At 66.4% G+C, this 18,705-nt stretch carries 22 protein-coding genes; 18 read left to right on the top strand and 4 right to left on the bottom strand.

The features are described from left to right. Positions 1-136: 136 nt before the first annotated feature. Positions 137-2,026, bottom strand: a complete 1,890-nt coding sequence (gene parE, locus AC5P7R_RS15125; protein WP_019658886.1) for a DNA topoisomerase IV subunit B — start codon at positions 2,024-2,026, stop codon at positions 137-139. Positions 2,027-2,196: 170 nt separating this feature from the next. On the opposite strand from parE, the gene AC5P7R_RS15120 reads away from it, so the two are divergent. The 10 genes from AC5P7R_RS15120 (at position 2,197) to truD (ending at position 10,090) form a co-directional block, all read left to right on the top strand. Next, the gene (locus AC5P7R_RS15120; RefSeq protein ID WP_019658885.1) at positions 2,197-2,430 is read left to right on the top strand and encodes a hypothetical protein; all 234 of its coding nucleotides are present in this window, start codon (positions 2,197-2,199) and stop codon (positions 2,428-2,430) included. Between the two features lie 400 nt (positions 2,431-2,830). Beyond that, the gene (gene pyrG / locus AC5P7R_RS15115) at positions 2,831-4,495 is read left to right on the top strand and encodes a CTP synthase (protein WP_005416023.1); all 1,665 of its coding nucleotides are present in this window, start codon (positions 2,831-2,833) and stop codon (positions 4,493-4,495) included. 89 nt (positions 4,496-4,584) lie between these two features. After that, on the top strand, positions 4,585-5,415 hold the full coding sequence (gene kdsA / locus AC5P7R_RS15110; RefSeq protein WP_478436370.1) for a 3-deoxy-8-phosphooctulonate synthase: 831 nt from the start codon (positions 4,585-4,587) through the stop codon (positions 5,413-5,415). Continuing rightward, positions 5,412-5,759 (top strand): hypothetical protein, encoded by a 348-nt coding sequence (locus tag AC5P7R_RS15105; RefSeq protein ID WP_164145309.1) that lies wholly within the window; start codon positions 5,412-5,414, stop codon positions 5,757-5,759. Before kdsA ends, AC5P7R_RS15105 begins: the two co-directional genes overlap by 4 nt. Continuing rightward, a complete protein-coding gene (locus AC5P7R_RS15100; RefSeq protein ID WP_019658882.1) occupies positions 5,759-6,088 on the top strand; it encodes a hypothetical protein in 330 nt (109 codons plus the stop codon). The genes AC5P7R_RS15105 and AC5P7R_RS15100 overlap by 1 nt, the downstream gene beginning before the upstream one ends. A 96-nt stretch (positions 6,089-6,184) precedes the next feature. Further along, positions 6,185-7,477 (top strand): phosphopyruvate hydratase, encoded by a 1,293-nt coding sequence (gene eno, locus AC5P7R_RS15095; RefSeq protein WP_308305872.1) that lies wholly within the window; start codon positions 6,185-6,187, stop codon positions 7,475-7,477. Positions 7,478-7,481: 4 nt separating this feature from the next. Continuing rightward, a complete protein-coding gene (gene ftsB, locus AC5P7R_RS15090; RefSeq protein ID WP_021204090.1) occupies positions 7,482-7,835 on the top strand; it encodes a cell division protein FtsB in 354 nt (117 codons plus the stop codon). Continuing rightward, complete coding sequence (gene ispD / locus AC5P7R_RS15085) at positions 7,832-8,530, top strand: 2-C-methyl-D-erythritol 4-phosphate cytidylyltransferase (RefSeq protein WP_019658880.1); 699 nt, start codon at positions 7,832-7,834, stop codon at positions 8,528-8,530. Before ftsB ends, ispD begins: the two co-directional genes overlap by 4 nt. 34 nt (positions 8,531-8,564) lie before the next feature. After that, the gene (gene ispF, locus AC5P7R_RS15080) at positions 8,565-9,062 is read left to right on the top strand and encodes a 2-C-methyl-D-erythritol 2,4-cyclodiphosphate synthase (RefSeq protein WP_021204089.1); all 498 of its coding nucleotides are present in this window, start codon (positions 8,565-8,567) and stop codon (positions 9,060-9,062) included. Next, positions 9,059-10,090 (top strand): tRNA pseudouridine(13) synthase TruD, encoded by a 1,032-nt coding sequence (truD, locus tag AC5P7R_RS15075; protein ID WP_478436374.1) that lies wholly within the window; start codon positions 9,059-9,061, stop codon positions 10,088-10,090. Before ispF ends, truD begins: the two co-directional genes overlap by 4 nt. 121 nt (positions 10,091-10,211) lie before the next feature. Here truD and AC5P7R_RS15070 read toward each other — a convergent pair whose 3' ends face one another. Continuing rightward, a complete protein-coding gene (locus tag AC5P7R_RS15070) occupies positions 10,212-10,751 on the bottom strand; it encodes a Smr/MutS family protein (RefSeq protein ID WP_111103041.1) in 540 nt (179 codons plus the stop codon). 209 nt (positions 10,752-10,960) lie between these two features. On the opposite strand from AC5P7R_RS15070, the gene surE reads away from it, so the two are divergent. From surE to AC5P7R_RS15045, 5 genes are all read left to right on the top strand, one after another. Further along, positions 10,961-11,740, top strand: coding sequence for a 5'/3'-nucleotidase SurE (gene surE, locus AC5P7R_RS15065; RefSeq protein WP_019658877.1), 780 nt, complete (start codon positions 10,961-10,963; stop codon positions 11,738-11,740). Next, on the top strand, positions 11,737-12,414 hold the full coding sequence (locus AC5P7R_RS15060; protein WP_010485977.1) for a protein-L-isoaspartate(D-aspartate) O-methyltransferase: 678 nt from the start codon (positions 11,737-11,739) through the stop codon (positions 12,412-12,414). Before surE ends, AC5P7R_RS15060 begins: the two co-directional genes overlap by 4 nt. An 18-nt stretch (positions 12,415-12,432) precedes the next feature. Further along, a complete protein-coding gene (locus tag AC5P7R_RS15055) occupies positions 12,433-13,047 on the top strand; it encodes a YqaA family protein (protein WP_019658876.1) in 615 nt (204 codons plus the stop codon). Then, on the top strand, positions 13,044-13,826 hold the full coding sequence (locus tag AC5P7R_RS15050; protein WP_058980131.1) for a peptidoglycan DD-metalloendopeptidase family protein: 783 nt from the start codon (positions 13,044-13,046) through the stop codon (positions 13,824-13,826). Before AC5P7R_RS15055 ends, AC5P7R_RS15050 begins: the two co-directional genes overlap by 4 nt. Positions 13,827-13,997: 171 nt before the next feature. Further along, complete coding sequence (locus AC5P7R_RS15045; RefSeq protein ID WP_019658874.1) at positions 13,998-14,486, top strand: hypothetical protein; 489 nt, start codon at positions 13,998-14,000, stop codon at positions 14,484-14,486. A gap of 28 nt (positions 14,487-14,514) precedes the next feature. Here the strand turns inward: AC5P7R_RS15045 and AC5P7R_RS15040 are convergent, their stop codons facing one another. Both AC5P7R_RS15040 and yhbY read right to left on the bottom strand, forming a co-directional pair. Beyond that, the gene (locus tag AC5P7R_RS15040) at positions 14,515-14,889 is read right to left on the bottom strand and encodes an Mth938-like domain-containing protein (RefSeq protein WP_058980129.1); all 375 of its coding nucleotides are present in this window, start codon (positions 14,887-14,889) and stop codon (positions 14,515-14,517) included. Positions 14,890-14,902: 13 nt separating this feature from the next. Further along, positions 14,903-15,208: a ribosome assembly RNA-binding protein YhbY gene (yhbY, locus tag AC5P7R_RS15035; protein ID WP_019658872.1), complete on the bottom strand. Its 306-nt coding sequence runs from the start codon at positions 15,206-15,208 to the stop codon at positions 14,903-14,905. A gap of 65 nt (positions 15,209-15,273) precedes the next feature. Between yhbY and rlmE the strand changes: the two genes are divergently transcribed. The 3 genes from rlmE to AC5P7R_RS15020 all read left to right on the top strand — a co-directional run bounded on the left by rlmE (position 15,274) and on the right by AC5P7R_RS15020 (position 18,197). Beyond that, complete coding sequence (gene rlmE / locus AC5P7R_RS15030) at positions 15,274-15,906, top strand: 23S rRNA (uridine(2552)-2'-O)-methyltransferase RlmE (RefSeq protein WP_005409014.1); 633 nt, start codon at positions 15,274-15,276, stop codon at positions 15,904-15,906. A gap of 69 nt (positions 15,907-15,975) precedes the next feature. Next, on the top strand, positions 15,976-17,910 hold the full coding sequence (gene ftsH, locus AC5P7R_RS15025) for an ATP-dependent zinc metalloprotease FtsH (RefSeq protein ID WP_058980127.1): 1,935 nt from the start codon (positions 15,976-15,978) through the stop codon (positions 17,908-17,910). Between the two features lie 101 nt (positions 17,911-18,011). Beyond that, positions 18,012-18,197 (top strand): hypothetical protein, encoded by a 186-nt coding sequence (locus AC5P7R_RS15020; RefSeq protein ID WP_019658870.1) that lies wholly within the window; start codon positions 18,012-18,014, stop codon positions 18,195-18,197. Positions 18,198-18,705: the final 508 nt, after the last annotated feature.

The raw sequence follows: 18,705 nt of genomic DNA, 5'->3' as shown, positions 1-18,705 counted from the left end.
ATGGACGCGCATTATGGCTCCGCCGGGTTTGCCGATGGGGGTGGGATCTCTGTAGAGCCGAGCCGATGCTCGGCTGCCCGGCACGGCGTGGAATGCAGCCGAGCGTGGGCTCGGCTCTACAGGAGGGCTGCGGGAGTCAGACTTCCAGCGAAGCCAGGTCGCCCTTCGACTCCAGCCAGCCCTTGCGGTCGGAGGCGCGCTTCTTGGCCAGCAGCATGTCCATCAGCGAACTTGTCTGCTCGCGATCGTCCACGGTCAGCTGCACCAGCCGGCGCGTATCGGGGTGGATGGTCGATTCACGCAGCTGAGGCGGGTTCATCTCGCCCAGGCCCTTGAAGCGGGTCACGTTGATGGCGCCCTTGATCTTCTCGCGTTCGATCTTGTCCAGCATCGAGCGCTTTTCTTCCTCGTCCAGGGCATAGAACACCTGCTTGCCCACGTCGATGCGGAACAGTGGCGGCATGGCCACGAACACGTGGCCGGCATCGACCAGCGCAGGGAAGTGCCTGAGGAACAGCGCGGTCAGCAGTGTTGCGATGTGCAGGCCGTCGGAGTCCGCGTCGGCCAGGATGATGACCTTGCCGTAGCGCAGGCCGCTGATGTCGTCCTTGCCCGGGTCGCAGCCGATCGCGATCGCCAGGTTGTGCACTTCTTCCGAGGCCAGCACGCTGTTGGAGGAAACCTCCCAGGTGTTCAGGATCTTGCCGCGCAACGGCATGATGGCCTGGAAATCCTTGTCGCGGGCCTGCTTGGCGCTGCCGCCTGCCGAATCACCTTCCACCAGGAACAGCTCGGTGCGCGACAGGTCCTGGCTGATGCAGTCGGCCAGCTTGCCGGGCAGGGCCGGGCCCTGGGTGACCTTCTTGCGGACGACCAGCTTTTCGGTCTTCAGACGGGCGCTGGCGCGCTCGATGGCGATCTGCGCGATCTTCTCGCCCAGCTCCACGTTCTGGTTGAGCAGCAGGCTGAAGGCATCATGGGCGGCACCTTCGATGAAGCCGGCCGCCTGGCGTGAGGACAGGCGTTCCTTGGTCTGGCCGCTGAACTGCGGGTCGGTCATCTTCAGCGACAGCACGAACGACACGCGGTCCCACACGTCTTCCGGGGCCAGCTTGACGCCACGCGGCAGCAGGTTGCGGAAGTCGCAGAACTCGCGCAGCGCCTCGGTCAGGCCGGTACGCAGGCCGTTGACATGGGTGCCGTGCTGGGCGGTGGGGATCAGGTTGACGTAGCTTTCCTGCACCAGCTCGCCTTCCGGCAGCCAGGCCACTGCCCAGTCCACGACCTCGGTGTCCTTCTTCAGGCTGCCGACGAACAGCTCGGCCGGCAGCATCTCGCGATCACCCAGCTCCAGCTTCAGGTAATCGCGCAGGCCGTCTTCGTAGTACCAGGTATCGACTTCACCGGTGGCTTCATCGGTCAGCTTCACGGTCAGGCCCGGGCACAGCACGGCCTTGGCGCGCAGCAGGTGCTTGAGCGCGCGCACCGCGAACTTCGGCGTATCGAAGTACTTCGGGTCCGGCCAGAAGCGCACGCGGGTACCGGTGTTCTTCTTGCCGACGCTGCCAACTACTTCCAGCGGTGTGGCGCGGTCGCCATTGCGGAAGGTGATGCGGTGTTCGGCACCGTCGCGCTTGATGTGCACTTCCACCAGGGTCGACAGCGCGTTGACCACGCTGACGCCGACGCCGTGCAGACCACCGGAGAAGGTGTAGTTGTTGTTGCTGAACTTGCCGCCGGCATGCAGGCGGGTGAGGATCAGCTCGACGCCCGGGATCTTTTCTTCGGGATGGATGTCCACCGGCATGCCGCGGCCGTCATCGCTGACCTCCACGCTGCCGTCCTTGTACAGGGTGATCTCGATCGAGCGGGCGTGGCCGGCGAGGGCCTCGTCCACCGAGTTGTCGATCACTTCCTGCGCCAGGTGGTTCGGGCGCGCGGTGTCGGTATACATGCCGGGACGGCGCTTGACCGGGTCAAGGCCGGACAGGACTTCAATATCGGCGGCGTTATAACGGGCGTTCATCTGTCTTCAAAAGCTTGGAGCGACGGGCAAGTGTGGGGTCTGGCACGGGATTTTGCACGCCTGCGGTTCAGTCTCGGCGACGCAGAGGGGGTAAAATGGCAGCCGCTGGAATCTGAACGCCGGCGCTCCGTTGGATCAGAACGTCCAAGCCATACCGCGAGGAGGACTCCATGAAGAAGTTGCTGACCATTGCGATCCTGGCCGCTGCCGCCGTTGCAGTGCCGCTGGTGGTGGCGCAGAACGCCGGCCAGTCGGCCCCGCAACAGGGTGATCAGGCCGACAAGGCCCAGGCCGAGGCCGATGCAAAGGCCAAGCGCCGGGCCCAGGCCAATGCCCAGATGAAGGCGCAGGGCCAGCCGGCCCCGCAGCAGGAAGAGGAAGAGGAAGCGCGCAAGAAGCGCTGATCCTGCAGCCTGCCAGGCGCCCTTGCGACAAGGGTTGCGCACCGGAACGCCCCGCTCAGCGGGGCGTTTCTTTTTGGGAACGTGGCGTCTGCCCCTTGGGTTGGCGGCCATCAATCTGTAAACTATGGCTTTCCGGGAGTAAGTGCGTGTCCACCATTTGCGAATGGGCTGGAGCGGCCAAGCGTGGCTTCCAGCATGGCGGGTCGCAGGTGACGGTCGATTTGGCCGGCACGGCCGCCCCGACCTCGCACGATGGTTCCGGTCCGGCGCCTGCCGCCGCACGGATCCGCACCTCCCTCGCTGCCTCAGCGAACCGGAAAACCCCCTCTGAGCACCATGCCCGCCCACCGGGTGCGCGTGGTGCTGCCGTTTTCCATTTCCAGACAGGATGCTTGCAGCCATGACTCCCTTGATTTTCGTAACCGGCGGCGTGGTGTCCTCGCTCGGCAAAGGCATTGCCGCCGCGTCGCTGGCCGCCATTCTTGAAGCCCGTGGCCTGAAGGTCACGATGATGAAGCTCGACCCGTACATCAACGTCGACCCGGGCACCATGAGCCCGTTCCAGCACGGTGAGGTCTACGTCACCGACGACGGCGCGGAGACCGACCTCGACCTGGGCCACTACGAGCGCTTCGTGCGCACCCGCCTCAGCCGCAAGAACTCGGTCACCACCGGGCGCATCTACGAGAACGTGATCCGCAAGGAGCGCCGCGGCGACTACCTGGGCGCGACCGTGCAGGTCATTCCGCACATCACCGACGAGATCCGTCGCTGCATCGACGAAGCCACCGAAGGCTACGACGTGGCACTGGTCGAGATCGGCGGCACCGTGGGCGACATCGAGTCGCTGCCGTTCCTGGAGGCGATCCGCCAGGTGCGCACCGAACGTGGCCCGGAGAAGGCGCTGTTCATGCACCTCACCCTGGTGCCGTACATCGGTGCCGCCGGTGAGCTGAAGACCAAGCCGACCCAGCACTCGGTGAAGGAACTGCGCTCGATCGGCATCCAGCCGGACGTGCTGTTGTGCCGTTCAGAACAGGCGGTGCCGGATTCGGAGCGTCGCAAGATCGCCCAGTTCACCAACGTCTCCGAGCGTGCAGTGATCAGCGTGCCGGACGTGGACGTGCTGTACCGCATCCCGTCCGGCCTGCATGCACAGGGCCTGGACGAAATCGTGGTGAACCAGCTGAAGCTGGCCGACAAGGCCGGTCCGGTCGATCTTTCGATGTGGGAAGACGCGGTCGACGCGACCCTGCACCCGCTGGACGAAGTGACCATCGCCGTGGTCGGCAAGTACGTCGATCACCAGGATGCCTACAAGTCGGTCGGCGAGGCACTGAAGCACGGTGGCCTGCGCCAGCGCACCAAGGTCAACCTGAAGTGGCTGGAAGCACAGGACCTGGAAGGCACCGACATGGCTGCACTGGCCGATGTCGACGGCATCCTGGTACCGGGTGGCTTCGGTGACCGCGGCTTTGAAGGCAAGGTGCTGACCTCGAAGTTCGCCCGCGAGCAGCAGGTGCCGTACTTCGGCATCTGCTACGGCATGCAGGCGGCGGTGGTCGATTACGCGCGCAACGTGGTCGGCCTGGAAGGTGCCAACAGCACCGAGAACGATCGCCAGTCGCCGAACCCGGTGATCGGCCTGATCACCGAATGGCGCACCGCCAGCGGCGATGTCGAGAAGCGTGACGACAAGAGCGACCTCGGCGGCACCATGCGCCTGGGCCTGCAGGAACAACGCCTGAAGCCGGGCACACTGGCCCGCGAGCTGTACGGCAAGGACGTGGTCGCCGAGCGCCACCGCCACCGCTACGAGTTCAACAACCGCTACCGCACCCAGCTGGAAGATGCGGGCCTGGTGATCGCGGGCAAGTCGATGGACGACACCCTGGTGGAAGTGGTCGAACTGCCGCGCGATGCCCACCCGTGGTTCCTGGCCTGCCAGGCGCACCCGGAATTCCTGTCCACGCCGCGCGACGGCCACCCGCTGTTCATCGGTTTCATCCGTGCCGCGCGCGAGCGCAAGGCCGGCGGCAAGCTGCTTTCCGAAGCGCGCGCCTGACTTGTGAATGGGGGCGTGGGCCCCCATCCTGCATGCTTCAACCCCCAGCGCACCGGCCCGGCCGGTGCTGCGGACAACAAGGAAACGCCATGAAACTGTGTGGATTCGAGGTCGGGCTGGACCAGCCCCTGTTCCTGATCGCCGGCCCCTGCGTGATCGAGTCGATGCAGCTGCAGCTCGATACCGCCGGCAAGCTGAAGGAGATCACCGACAAGCTCGGCGTCAACTTCATCTTCAAGTCCAGCTTCGACAAGGCCAACCGCACTTCGGGTACCGCATTCCGCGGCCCGGGCATGGAAGAGGGTCTGAAGGTGCTGGCCGAAGTGAAGAAGCAGATCGGCGTGCCGGTGCTGACCGACGTCCACGAGTACACCCCGATGGATGAGGTGGCCTCGGTGGTGGATGTGCTGCAGACCCCGGCGTTCCTGGTCCGCCAGACCGACTTCATCCGCAAGGTGTGCTCGGCCGGCAAGCCGGTCAACATCAAGAAGGGCCAGTTCCTGGCGCCTTGGGACATGAAGCCGGTCGTGGAGAAGGCCAAGGCCACCGGCAACGAGCAGATCATGGTCTGCGAGCGTGGTGCCAGCTTCGGCTACAACAATCTGATCAGCGACATGCGTTCGCTGGCGGTGATGCGCGAGACCGGTTGCCCGGTGGTGTTCGACGCTACCCATTCGGTGCAGCTGCCGGGCGGGCAGGGCACCAGTTCCGGTGGCCAGCGTGAGCACGTGCCGGTGCTGGCCCGTGCCGCCGTGGCGGTAGGCATCTCCGGCCTGTTCGCCGAGACCCATCCGGACCCGTCCAAGGCGCTGTCCGATGGCCCCAATGCATGGCCGCTGGACCAGATGGAAGCCCTGCTCGAGACCCTGATGGAACTGGACGCGGTGACCAAGAAGCACGGCTTCTCGCGCTTCGCGTGAGTCGTGACCCGTGGCTGGCGCTGGAAAACCAGCGCCGCCGCCGGCACTGGAAACAGTGGCCCTGGGGCCTGATCGCACTGGGCCTGGCCGTGCTGTTCACCGTGGGCATGTTCGGTCTGGCGCTGATCGGCGCCGCGTCAGTGCGCCCACCAGGTGATGGCGGCAGCGCGCTCAATCTGCGCGTGTACTTCATTGCGCTGCTGGTTGCAGAGCTGGTCGGCGCCGTGGGATGCGTCGCTGCCGCCGTACTGGCCTGGCGCCTGAACCGTGGCAAGGTGGCCGCCGGGTTGGCGATCATCCTGCTGTCGCTGTGGCTTGGCGCCCTGTTCTACGGACTGTTCTGATGAATGCGACCCTGGCAACCCGTGATCGGCCCTGGGGCCTGATCGCGCTGGCGCTGGCTGTTCTTGCCTGGGCCGGCCTGGTGGCAGCTGTATTCGCCTTCGCCGCCAGTTTCGGTTCGCCCGGGGATGGCAGCCATGGCATGCAGGCCATGCAGTACTGGATCTGGGCTGCACTGGCCATGCTCGTGCTGTCCTTCGTTGGCAGCCTGGTGGCGATGGTGATGGCCTGGCGTTGCCGCCGCGGCGGCGTAGTGGCGGCCATTGCTGGTGGCCTGCTGGTGGTGATGGTGTCGTTGATCCTGATGGTGATCGGGGCCACTCTGGCCTGACGGCGCCCACGCCATTTGGCAAGTGGCGGGCAGCCGGGGATAATCACGCGGCATTCGTTTTGTCGCCCCCTCTCCATACAGGTAACCGGCCCGACCATGAGTACGATCCGCAGCATCCACGCCCGTGAAATCCTCGACAGCCGTGGCAACCCCACGCTGGAAGCCGAAGTCATCCTGGAGGACGGTTCGTTCGGTCGTGCCGCGGTTCCCTCCGGCGCCTCGACCGGCACCAAGGAAGCGGTCGAGCTGCGTGATGGCGACAAGACCCGTTACCTGGGCAAGGGCGTGCGCAAGGCCGTCGACAACGTCAACACCACCATCGCCAACGCGCTGAAGGGTTTTGAAGCCACCGACCAGGCCGGCCTCGACCGTCGCCTGATCGATCTTGATGGCACCGAGAACAAGGGCCGCCTGGGCGCCAACGCGCTGCTGGGTGTTTCGATGGCCGCCGCGCACGCCGCCGCTGCATCGAACAAGCAGGCACTGTGGCAGTACCTGGCCGCCAAGACCGGCGTTACCCCGTCGCTGCCGGTGCCGATGATGAACATCATCAACGGCGGTGCGCATGCCGACAACAACGTGGACTTCCAGGAGTTCATGGTGCTGCCGGTCGGCTTCACCTCGTTCTCCGAAGCGCTGCGCGCCGGCACCGAAATCTTCCATTCGCTGAAGTCGGTGCTGAAGGGCCACGGCCTGAGCACGGCGGTGGGCGACGAAGGCGGTTTCGCGCCGGACTTCCGCAGCAACGTCGAAGCGCTGGACACCATCCTCGAAGCGATCGGCAAGGCCGGCTACACCGCCGGTGAAGACGTGCTGCTGGGCCTGGACGTGGCGTCAAGCGAATTCTTCGAGAACGGCAAGTACAACCTGGTCGGCGAGAACAAGCGCCTGACTTCCGAGCAGTTCGTCGACTTCCTCGCTGACTGGGCCGCGCAGTACCCGATCATCACGATTGAGGATGGCCTGGCCGAGAACGATTGGGCTGGCTGGAAGCTGCTGACCGACCGCATGGGCAAGAAGGTGCAGCTGGTCGGCGACGACCTGTTCGTGACCAACCCGAAGATCTTCCAGGAAGGCATCGACTCGGGCACCGCCAACGCGATCCTGATCAAGGTCAACCAGATCGGCACGCTCAGCGAAACCCTGGAAGCGATCGCCATGGCTGATCGCGCCGGCTACGCCGCCGTGGTTTCGCACCGCTCGGGTGAAACCGAAGACACCACCATCGCTGACATCGCCGTGGCTACCACCGCCACCCAGATCAAGACCGGCTCGCTGTGCCGCAGCGATCGCGTGGCCAAGTACAACCAGCTGCTGCGCATCGAGGAAGCCCTCGGCGCCGGCGCGCGTTACGCCGGTCGTGACGCGTTCGTTTCGCTGAAGCGCTGAGCCGATGCGCGACTGGCGCTGGATGCTGCTGGTGCTGGCCCTGTTGCTGGGCTGGCTGCAGTACCGCTTCTGGTTCGGTCCGGGCAATTCGGGTGAAGTGATGATGCTCGAAGCCCAGGTCGCCAACCAGGAGCGGGACAACGAGGGCCTGCAGCAGCGCAACGACGCGCTGGCCGCCGAAGTAAAGGACCTCAAGGAAGGCCAGTCCGCCATCGAGGAGCGCGCGCGCAGCGAGCTGGGCATGATCAAGCCTGGCGAGAAGTTCTACCGTGTGGTCGAGGATGCGCCGGTCCAACCGGCGCAACCTGCGCCAGGTGTCAGCGCCCAGGTCGGCGATCATCCGGCGGACGTGCCATGAGTGGGGCGATCTGGGTGGTGGTTCCGGCCGCCGGCCGTGGCGCCCGCTTCGGCGCACCGCTGCCCAAACAGTACCTGCAGGCCGGCGGGCAGATCCTGCTCGCCCATACCCTGGACGCGCTGCTGGCGCACCCGGCCGTGGCCGGCGCAATGGTGGTGATCGGACAGGACGACGGTGACTGGCCTGGCTGGAGTGAATGGGCCGGCAAGCCGGTGCTGACCTGCATCGGCGGCGCGACCCGTGCCGCCTCGGTGCTGGCCGGGCTGCAGGCCCTGCCGGACTCGGTGCGTGCCGATGAGTTCGTGCTGGTCCATGATGCGGCCCGGCCCAACCTGTCGCTGGCCGACCTTGGCCGCCTGCTTGAAGTCGGTCGTGCCGACCCGGTCGGGGCGATCCTGGCCGCACCGGTGCGCGACACCCTCAAGCGCGCGGGCGATGACGGTGGCATCGATGGCACCGAGCCGCGCGAGCGCCTGTGGCGTGCATTGACGCCGCAGCTGTTCCGCCGCCACCAGCTCAGCCGCGCGCTGTCCGAAGCCGCTGCCGCCGGTGTCGAAGTCACCGACGAGGCCATGGCCATGGAGCGCCAGGGCCAGCGCCCGCTGCTGGTGGAAGGCAGCGAGGACAACTTCAAGGTAACCACTCCGGCCGATCTCGACCGGTTCGAATTCGTACTTTCCCGCCGCGCCGGCTGATTGCCCGCGCGGCCCTGCTGCAAGGGTTGCATCCATGAGCACCGCACCGTTCCCGCCCGTCCGCATCGGCCAGGGCTACGACGTCCATGCCTTCGGTGAGGGCGATCACATCATGCTCGGTGGGGTGAACGTGCCGCACAGCTGCGGCGTGCTCGCGCACAGCGACGGCGACGTGATCCTGCATGCCCTGTGCGACGCGATGCTCGGTGCGCTGGCGCTGGGTGACATCGGCCAGCACTTCCCGCCGAGTGATGACCGCTGGAAGGGCGCTGACAGCAGCGATTTCGTCCGCCATTGCGACAGCCTGCTGCGCGAGCGTGGCTGGCGCGTCGGCAACACCGACATCACCGTGATCTGCGAGCGTCCGAAGGTCGGTCCGCATGCGCTGGCCATGCGTGAGCGCATCGGTGCGCTGCTGCAGCTGCCGCTGGATGCGGTCAGCGTCAAGGCCACCACCTCGGAGAAGCTGGGCTTTACCGGCCGTGGAGAAGGCATCGCCGCACAGGCGGTGGTGCTGCTGGTGGCGGCATGATCCCGCTGCCGCTTGCGTTTGGTGCGCCGTTGCTGTCGGCGCGCATCCGCACCACGCCGGAAGATTTCCAGGTCGACGAGTTGCCGGCGTTCGAGGCCACTGGCGAGGGCGAGCACCTGCTGCTGCACATCCGCAAGCGCGGTGCCAACACCGTGCATGTGGCCAAGCTGCTGGCCAAGTGGGCCGGCCTGCCGGAAATGGCGGTGAGCTACGCCGGCATGAAGGACCGCCATGCGGTCACCACCCAGCGCTTCAGCGTGCACCTGCCCAAGCGCATTGCACCGGATCTGGCCGAGCTGGCCAGTAATGAGATCGAAGTGCTCGAAGCCACCTGGCACAACCGCAAGCTGCAGCGCGGCGCCTTGGCCGGCAACCGCTTCAAGCTGGTGCTGCGCCAGGTGCGGGGCGATGCTGCAGCGATCAGTGAGCGTTTGCAGCAGATTGCCAGCCGGGGCCTGCCGAACTGGTTCGGTGAGCAGCGCTTCGGCCGCGACGGCGGCAACGTGCCGGCCGCATTGGCGATGTTCGGGGGCCGCCGCATGCGCAAGGACCAGCGTTCGCTGCTGTTGTCTGCCGCCCGTTCGGCGCTGTTCAACCGCGTGCTGGCCGCGCGCGTGGAGCAGGGCAGCTGGGATCAGCCACTGGAGGGCGAAGTGTGGATGCTGGACGGCAGTCGCAGCGTGTTCGGCCCCGAGCCGTACACCGACGTGCTGGCCGAGCGCCTCGCGCGGTTCGACATCCATCCCAGCGCACCGTTGTGGGGCGAAGGCGAACTGCGCAGCGCCGACGCTGCACGTGAGCTGGAGCTGGCCGCGCTGGACGACGAGGAATCGAAGGCGCTGCGCGCTGGCCTCGAAGACGCACGGTTGAAACAGGAGCGCCGCGCGTTGCGCCTGCGCCCGGCGCTGCTGCAGCATCAGTGGCTGGCCGATGACGTGCTGGAACTCTCGTTCGCGCTGCCGCCGGGCTGCTACGCCACCGCTGTACTGCACGAGCTGGGCCCGGTCGAAGACGCCTCGCAGGCCTGAGCAGGGCGCACGGTAGAGTCGACTGTCAGTCGACTTGCGCGCGCAGCGCGGGGTTCGCTTGCCGCTGGAAGAGCAGTCGACTGACAGTCGACTCTACCTGGACTCATGGCGCCCCCTTTTTTCAGCGCCGCGCCAGCAGCACCAGTACCGCGCCGGTCCCGCCTTGCCCGGTCGGCGCTGAATGGAACGCCAGCACGTCGTTGCGCAGCCGCAGCAGGCGGTCAACCAGGTTCTTCAGCACCGGCGCACCGCCATCGGCTTGCAGGCCCTTGCCGTGGATGATGCGCACGCAGCCATATTCGTGTGCATGCGCTTCCAGCAGGAACTGGCGCAGCAGCGTCTCCGCCTGCGCGGCGGTGGCGCCGTGCAGGTCCAGCTCGTCCTGCACCGAGTACTGGCCACGCTTGAGGCGCTGGAACAGGCGTGGTGGCAGGTTGTCGCGTCGATAGCTGGCCACATCGCCGGCTTCCAGCGGGGTGCTGTCGCGCAGCAGCCGGGCGAACTCGCCGGCGGCGTCGGCCTCGTCACGTTCGGCCATCCGCGCACGCGGCTTCGGTCGCGGCGCGGCAGGTGCCGGCTCGGCATCCTTGCGCAGCGGCGTCACTTCGCCGATGGCCGCACGGAACAGCGCGGCGGGATCTTCGTCTTCAGGGTGCGACATGCGCACAGGGTAAACCGCCGGCGCAGGTCTGCCTATGACGGTTCGATGTCGGCCGTGACCGCCGGCAGGGTAGGACCGGCGGCTCGCATGCGGCACAATAGACGATGCGCTTGCAGGGTCGACGGCTTCCGCAGGGGAGCGCGGCGGTCCCGCTTACACTGCACGGTGACGGAATCGAATTCTTGGAAAATCAAGCGGTTAAATCGAAGATGCGAATCCTGGTCAGCAATGACGATGGTGTCGACGCTGCAGGCATCCGGATGCTTGCCTCGGTCCTGCGCGAGGCTGGGCACGAGGTTACGGTGGTCGCACCCGACCGCGATCGCTCCGGCGCCAGCAACTCGCTGACGCTGGATCTGCCGATACGGCTCAAGCGCATCGACCATTACACCGTCTCGGTGGCCGGCACCCCGACCGACTGCGTGCACCTGGCGCTGACCGGCCTGCTTGAATTCGAGCCCGACATTGTCGTGTCCGGCATCAACAACGTCGCCAACCTCGGTGATGACGTGATCTATTCCGGCACTGTTTCGGCGGCGATGGAAGGTCGCTTCCTGGGCCTGCCCGCCGTGGCGGTGTCGCTGGTCAGCCGCAACCACGATCCGAAGCACTACGAAACCGCTGCGCGCGCCGCGGTCGAGATCGTTGCACGGCTCAAGGCCGACCCGCTGCCGGCCGACACCATCCTCAACGTCAACGTGCCGGACCTGCCGTGGAGCGAGGTCAAGGGCTTCGAGGTCACGCGCCTCGGCAACCGCCATCGTGCCGAAGGCTGCATCGCGCAGAAGGATCCACGCGGCAACGAGGTGTACTGGATCGGCCCGGCCGGCCGCGAGCAGGACTCCGGCCCGGGTACCGATTTCCACGCCGTGCGCACCGGCCACATCTCGATCACGCCGATCCAGGTCGACCTCACCCGCTACCAGGCGCTGGAGAAGGTGGCCAGCTGGGTCGGCGGCCTCAGCGCAGCCCTGGACCAGCCGGCATGAGCCCACGCCTGCGCCTGCAACCGGAAGCTGTGGGTATCGGCATGACCTCGCAGCGCGTGCGTGACCGTCTGGTCGACCGCCTGCGCGAAGCCGGCATCGTCGACGAGCCGACCTTGAACGCGATCCGGGTGGTGCCGCGCCATCTGTTCATCGACGAAGCGCTGGCCTCGCGTGCCTACGAGGATACCGCGCTGCCCATCGGCCACGGCCAGACCATCTCTCAACCCTGGGTGGTAGCGCGGATGACCGAAGCGGTCCTCCAGGTCGCGCCCAAGCGCGTGCTGGAAGTCGGCACCGGTTCCGGGTACCAGGCCGCCATCCTCGGTGCGCTGGGCCTGGAGGTCTACACCGTGGAGCGCATCGGCGACCTGCTGCGCCAGGCGCGCAAGCGCTTCCGTGCGCTGGGCATGAACATCCGCACCAAGCATGACGACGGTCGCGTCGGCTGGGCCGAGCACGGTCCCTTCGATGCCATCGTGGTCACTGCGGCGGCGCCGGCACTGGTCGACGCGCTGATCGAGCAGCTGGCCGAGGGCGGCCGGCTGGTGGCGCCGGTCGGTGGTCCCGGGGCGCAGTCGCTGGTGCAGCTGGACCGCAAGGCCGACGGCAGCATCGAACAACACGTGCTGGCGCCGGTCACCTTCGTGCCGCTGCTGTCTGGCATGCTCGACTAATCCACGGAGCAGGGTTGCATGAAGATTTTCGGGCCGCTGTACGAGCGGGCGATGAAGTGGGCGGCGCACGAACGCGCGCCGACCTACCTGACGGTGTTGAGTTTCTTCGAAGCGATCATTTTCCCGGTGATGCCGGAGGTGATGCTGGCGCCGATGTGCGTGGCCCAGCCCAAGCGCGGCTGGTGGTTCGCCACCCTCAGCCTGGCCGGCTCGATGCTCGGCGCGCTGGTTGGCTATGCACTGGGTCACTACGCCTTCGAGGCGATCAAGCCGCTGTTCGAAGCGCTGGGCATGCTGCCGGCGATCGAGCAGGGCATCACCACCGTGCAGGCGAAGATGGCCGAGTCGCCCTGGGCGGTGTTCACCTTCCTGGTGCTGGGCGGATTCATGCCCATCCCGATGAAGGTCTTCACGTGGGCATCGGGTATCGTCGGCGTACCCATGCCGCAGTACCTGCTGAGCATGCTGATCGGTCGCGGCAAGCGCGTGTTCGTGCTGGCCGCGGTCATCCGTATCGGTGGTGCGCGTGCCGAAGCCGCACTGCGTCGCTGGATTGAACCGCTGGGCTGGATCGCCACCGTGCTGGTGGTGGTGCTGATCGCCTGGCTTGTATGGAGGTCGAAGTTCGCATGAATCCTGATCGTCTGAGCAAGGGAGTGCGCATCGGCGCGCTGGCGTTGCTGGTTTCCACACTGGCCGCCTGCGGTACCGCCACCGTGGTCCGCCCGGGCGGCGGCAACGCTGGCGGCGTGACCACGCCGAAGACCTCGGTACCCAAGCCCGGGCAGACCGTGGTGGTGCGCAAGGGCGACACCATCTATGCGCTGGCCCGCATCCATGACATCACCCCGGCCGACCTGATTGCCTGGAATCGTCTGGACAACCCGTCGACCATCTACCCCGGCCAGGTGATCCGCCTGTATCCGCAGGGGGCCACCAGCGGCCGTGCGCCGACCACGGTGGTCACCCCGCCGCGTTCGGCTGGCAGCAGTGGCGGCAGCACCGCGCCGGCCCCGGCGCCGGTCGGGCCGGTGAAGAGCAACATCGCCTGGCGCTGGCCAGCCGATGGCGCGATCGTCGGCCGCTACGTGGCCGGTGACGCGACCAAGCAGGGCGTCGACATCGCCGGTACCAGCGGCCAGCCGGTAAAGGCCGCCGCCAATGGCGTGGTGGTGTATTCCGGTGCCGGCCTGGTCGGCTACGGCGAGCTGATCATCATCAAGCACAGCGACCAGTGGCTGTCGGCCTATGGCCACAACCGCAAGCGCCTGGTCAATGAAGGGCAGAGCGTGAAGGCTGGCGAGCAGATCGCCGAAATGGGCCGCACCGGTGCGAACCGCGACATGGTCCACTTCGAGATTCGCTACAACGGCAAGCCGGTCGATCCGCAGCAGTACCTGCCGGCACGTTGACGCGGTTGGAACAGGGAGTGCCGGGCCATGCCTGGCGTTCCTGACCTGTAGAGCCGTGCTCGACTCAGCGACTGCGGAGCGGTCGTTTGCGATCCTGTGTGCCGCTGGCTCACCTTCACGGCGGACCGGATACCCGGCATTCTTGAGCGGTCCCAGTCGACCCGGTACCCCATGCTGCGTCCTGCTTCCGTTCTCGCCTTGCTGATCGCCGCGCCGCTGGTCACCGCGGCCAGCGATCCGCGCGACGTGGTCACCCGTCTTTACGCCGTAGTCCAGGCGCCGGCTTCAGATGAAGCGGCCATCCCGCCGTCGCTGGGCGATGCCCTGCGCTCGGCGGTCGATGCGCAGCATGCTTACGAGCGGGCCTGCACCGCGCTGGCCGCGCACGACGAGAAGCCACACATGCTCGACCAGAGCCTGTATCTGCTGGCGCCGGACCGACCGGACACGGTCGCGGTGGGAATGCCCGAATCGAGGGGTGACGCGACCTGGATCCGCGTCGACATGGCAGTGGGCGACTATCGATGGACCGACCGGGTCCTGCTGCAGCGGCAGGACCGGGACTGGAAGGTCATGGATATCCGCTGGGGGCAGGGCGGCCACCTGATCGGCCGGCTCCAGGAGTTCTCGGCATTCCGCTGCGCGCCTTCAGGCCGCTAGGGGCCGGAGGCACCGGTGACTCGAGAACTCAGCCTTCCAGAATGAAAGCAGCCGCGACCTTGCGGCCTTCGCCGGCCAGGATGTTGAACGTACGCGCGGCGGCTGGATTGTTCATCACTTCCAGGCCGATGCCGCGTGACAGGCAGGCGGCCATCACCGCCGCCGGCGGGAACACCTGACGGTCACCCGTGCCGAGCACGATCAGCGCCGGGTTCAGCGCCAGGATCGGCTCCAGGTCAGCCAGCTGCAGCGCAGTGGCGCTCACCGCCGGCCATTGCGTGACCAGCTGGTCCGGGGTCAGGAAGAAACTGCTGCCCAGCACCTGGTCATTGACCTTGGCCGAGCGGCCGTCGGCGGCGCGCAGGCTGTAGGCGTAGTCCGGCGGTTCGTGGTTCAGCTGCATGGCAGTAGGCCGATCAGCCGCGCGGCAGCACGATCTGGCGCTGTTCCCTGCTCGGGCGGTACAGCACGGCGACGTGGCCGATGCGCTGCACCAGCGCGCTTTCGGTGGCTTCGACGATCTCGCCGATCATCACGTCACGGGCCTCGCGGTCTTCGGCAGCGACCTTCACCTTGACCAGCTCGTGGCGCTCCAGCACTTCGTTCAGCTCCGCAATGAAGGCCGGGGTCACACCCTTGCCGCCGGTCTGCAGCAGGGCCTTCAGGTCGTGGGCTTGGCCGCGCAGGAAACGGGTCTGGGAGGCGGTCAGGGCGATGGACATGCAGGAAAAGACGGTTGAATGGGGCGATCAGGGTATCATGAGGACCCCATCAGCCCCTATTTTCAATGGCTACCCGCAGCAAAAGCAGCCAGCGCTGGCTCAAGGAACACTTCTCCGACCCCTTCGTGAAGAAGGCCCAGGCCGAAGGCATGCGCTCGCGTGCCGCCTACAAGCTCGAAGAGCTGCTGGAACGTGACCGGTTGCTGAAGCCGCACATGGTGGTGGTCGACCTCGGCGCGGCCCCGGGCGGCTGGTCTCAACAGGTGCGGAGACAGATCGGCGATACCGGCCGGGTGCTGGCCCTGGATATCCTGGACATGCCGCCGCTGGCCGGCGTGGAGTTCCTTCATGGTGACTTCAGGGAAGAAGCCGTCCTATCGCAGTTTGAAGCCATGCTCGGGGATCAGCCGGTAGACCTTGTGCTGTCGGACATGGCCCCCAATAAGAGTGGTGTGGGTGCGGTCGACCAGCCGCGGATGATGCACCTGGCGGAGCTGGCCCTGGATTTTGCCGACAACCACCTCAAGACCGGTGGGGCGTTCCTGATCAAGCTGTTCCAGGGTGAAGGCTTTGACGACTACGTGCGCGACATGCGCCGCCGGTACGACAAGGTCTCCATCCGCAAGCCGGAAGCCTCGCGCAAGCGCTCTCCCGAGGTGTATGCCTTGGGTCAGGGAAAACGCGCCCACATGAAGTAAGCTCGCAATGTACGCAAGTTCGACCCCCACGCAACGCCAGCACTGAGAGGAACACCGGAGCCAATGAGGATGAACGACTTGACCAAGAACCTCCTGCTATGGGTGGTCGTCGCCGTCGTGCTGATGGTGGTCTTCCAGAGCTTCTCGCCGAAGTCCTCCGGAGCCGGCGCGCAGGGCGCGTCGTACTCGCAGTTCCTGGACCAGGTGGACAGCGGCAACGTGCAGAAGGTCGCCTTCGGCGGCGACATGCGCGGCGGCACCAGCCAGCTGACCTACACCACCCGCGGCGGGCAGACATCCACCATCACCGCACCGTTCGATCGCGACCTGATCAACGTGCTGCGCACCAAGAACGTGGAGATCGTGCAGGAGGAGCCGTCCAGCGGCATTTCCCTCGGCGCGATCCTGATGAATTTCCTGCCGGTCATCCTGATCATCGGCTTCTGGTTGTTCATCATGCGCCAGATGCAGGGCGGCGGTGGCGGTGCCAAGGGCGCGATGTCCTTCGGCAAGTCGCGCGCCAAGCTGCAGGGCGAGGACCAGATCAAGGTCACCTTCGCCGACGTCGCCGGCTGCGACGAGGCCAAGGAAGAAGTGGGCGAGCTGGTCGACTTCCTGCGCGACCCGTCCAAGTTCACCAAGCTGGGCGGCAAGATTCCGCGCGGCGTGCTGATGGTGGGCCCGCCGGGTACCGGCAAGACGCTGCTGGCCAAGGCCATTGCCGGCGAAGCCAAGGTGCCGTTCTTCTCGATCTCCGGTTCGGACTTCGTGGAAATGTTCGTCGGCGTCGGCGCCAGCCGCGTGCGCGACATGTTCGAGCAGGCCAAGAAGCATGCCCCGTGCATCATCTTCATCGATGAAATCGACGCTGTCGGCCGCCACCGTGGCGCCGGCCTGGGCGGCGGCCACGACGAGCGCGAGCAGACCCTGAACCAGCTGCTGGTCGAGATGGACGGTTTTGAAGGCGGCGAAGGCGTGATCGTGATCGCCGCGACCAACCGTCCGGACGTGCTGGACCCGGCGCTGCTGCGCCCGGGCCGTTTCGACCGCCAGGTCGTGGTCGGCCTGCCGGACGTGAAGGGCCGCGAGCACATCCTGAAGGTCCACATGCGCAAGCTGCCGCTGGCCGACGACGTCGAGCCGATGGTGATCGCGCGCGGTACCCCGGGCTTCTCCGGCGCCGACCTGGCCAACCTCTGCAACGAGGCCGCCTTGTTCGCTGCGCGTGGCAACGAGAAGGAAGTCCGCATGGACCACTTCGACCGTGCCCGCGACAAGATCCTGATGGGCGCCGAGCGCCGCTCGATGGCCATGAGCGAAGAGGAGAAGACCCTCACCGCCTACCACGAAGCCGGTCACGCCATTGTCGGCCGTCTGGTACCCGAGCATGATCCGGTCTACAAGGTCACGATCATTCCGCGTGGCCGTGCGCTGGGTGTGACCATGTACCTGCCGGAAGGCGACAAGTACTCGATGAACCGCGTCGCGATCCAGTCGCAGCTGTGCTCGCTGTACGGCGGCCGCGTCGCCGAAGAGCTGATTTTCGGCGAGGACAAGGTCACCACCGGTGCCTCCAACGACATCGAGCGTGCCACCAAGATGGCCCGCAACATGGTCACCAAGTGGGGCCTGTCCGAGCAGCTCGGTCCGATCGCCTATGGCGAAGAGGACGATGAGGTGTTCCTGGGCCGGTCGGTTACCCAGCACAAGAGCGTGTCCAACGACACGGCGCGCCGTATCGACGAGGAAGTGCGCAATATCCTCGACAAGGCCTACGCCCGTACTACCCAGCTGCTGACCGAGAACATCGACAAGCTGCACGCGATGTCCCAGCTGCTGCTGCAGTACGAGACCATCGATGCGCCGCAGATCGACGCGATCATGGAAGGTCGTGATCCGCCGCCGCCGGCGGGCTGGAGCAAGTCGAACAAGGACGGTGGCAACGACAAGGGCGGCGACGCCCGTCCGCTGCCGCCGATCGCGGGCCCGGCCGAATCGCACTGACGGTCCCCTGCAGGTGCACCAGACGAGGCCGGGGCAACCCGGCCTCGTCGTTTCCGGGCCACTGGCCCATCCCGAAGATCCGATCTGACGCTGGAGCCCGCATGTCCGCCCCGAAGCCCGAACCTATTTCCCACACCGCTGAAATGGTCATCGCCACCGTGGTCGGCGTGGGTGTGGGCCTTGGGGCCGACAACCTGCTGCTGGGCTGCGTGGTGGGTATCGGTGTCGGCATTGTGCTGAGCATTGCCAGGACCCTGTACGTGGATCGCAAGCGCCGCCGCCACTGAGGAGGGGGCGGCAGGGCTGCGCCCTGCACCCGTGGTAGTGCCGGCCGCTGGCCGGCAACCTCAACAGCAACAGCGGGCTTTCCGTAGGATGGCGGGGCGGTGTCGGAGTGCGGGGACGCTGCAAGTACGTCCCTGTAAGCTTGGCAGCCGCATCCATGCGGCTGACACCCCGCCCTCCGACACCGCCCCACCTCTGATAGATTCCTGCTGCTGTTGGTAGGTGTCGACCTTGGTCGACACGTAGATCCACGCCATGCGTGGATGAATCTCCATCTAAATCGAACATCTCGATATCCGGGAGATCTGAGCCGAGCATGGCTCGGCTCTACAGAAAACAGGGCCCGACAGATCGTGGAAATCTGTCGAAGGCGGGGTGGGTCCGGTTGCGGGGGCGTGAGCCGCATGGGCCCGAGGCATGCCTCGGGCGGGTTGGGCAGGACGCCCAACCCCGGTCTTGCCGTGTGCGCAGGACAGCGCACACGAGCAAGCGGCGACCGAGCTTACATGG

Source organism: Stenotrophomonas sp. YJH_SMC_27 (genome assembly GCF_059369815.1).
This window is presented reverse-complemented; position numbering and strand designations above follow the sequence as displayed.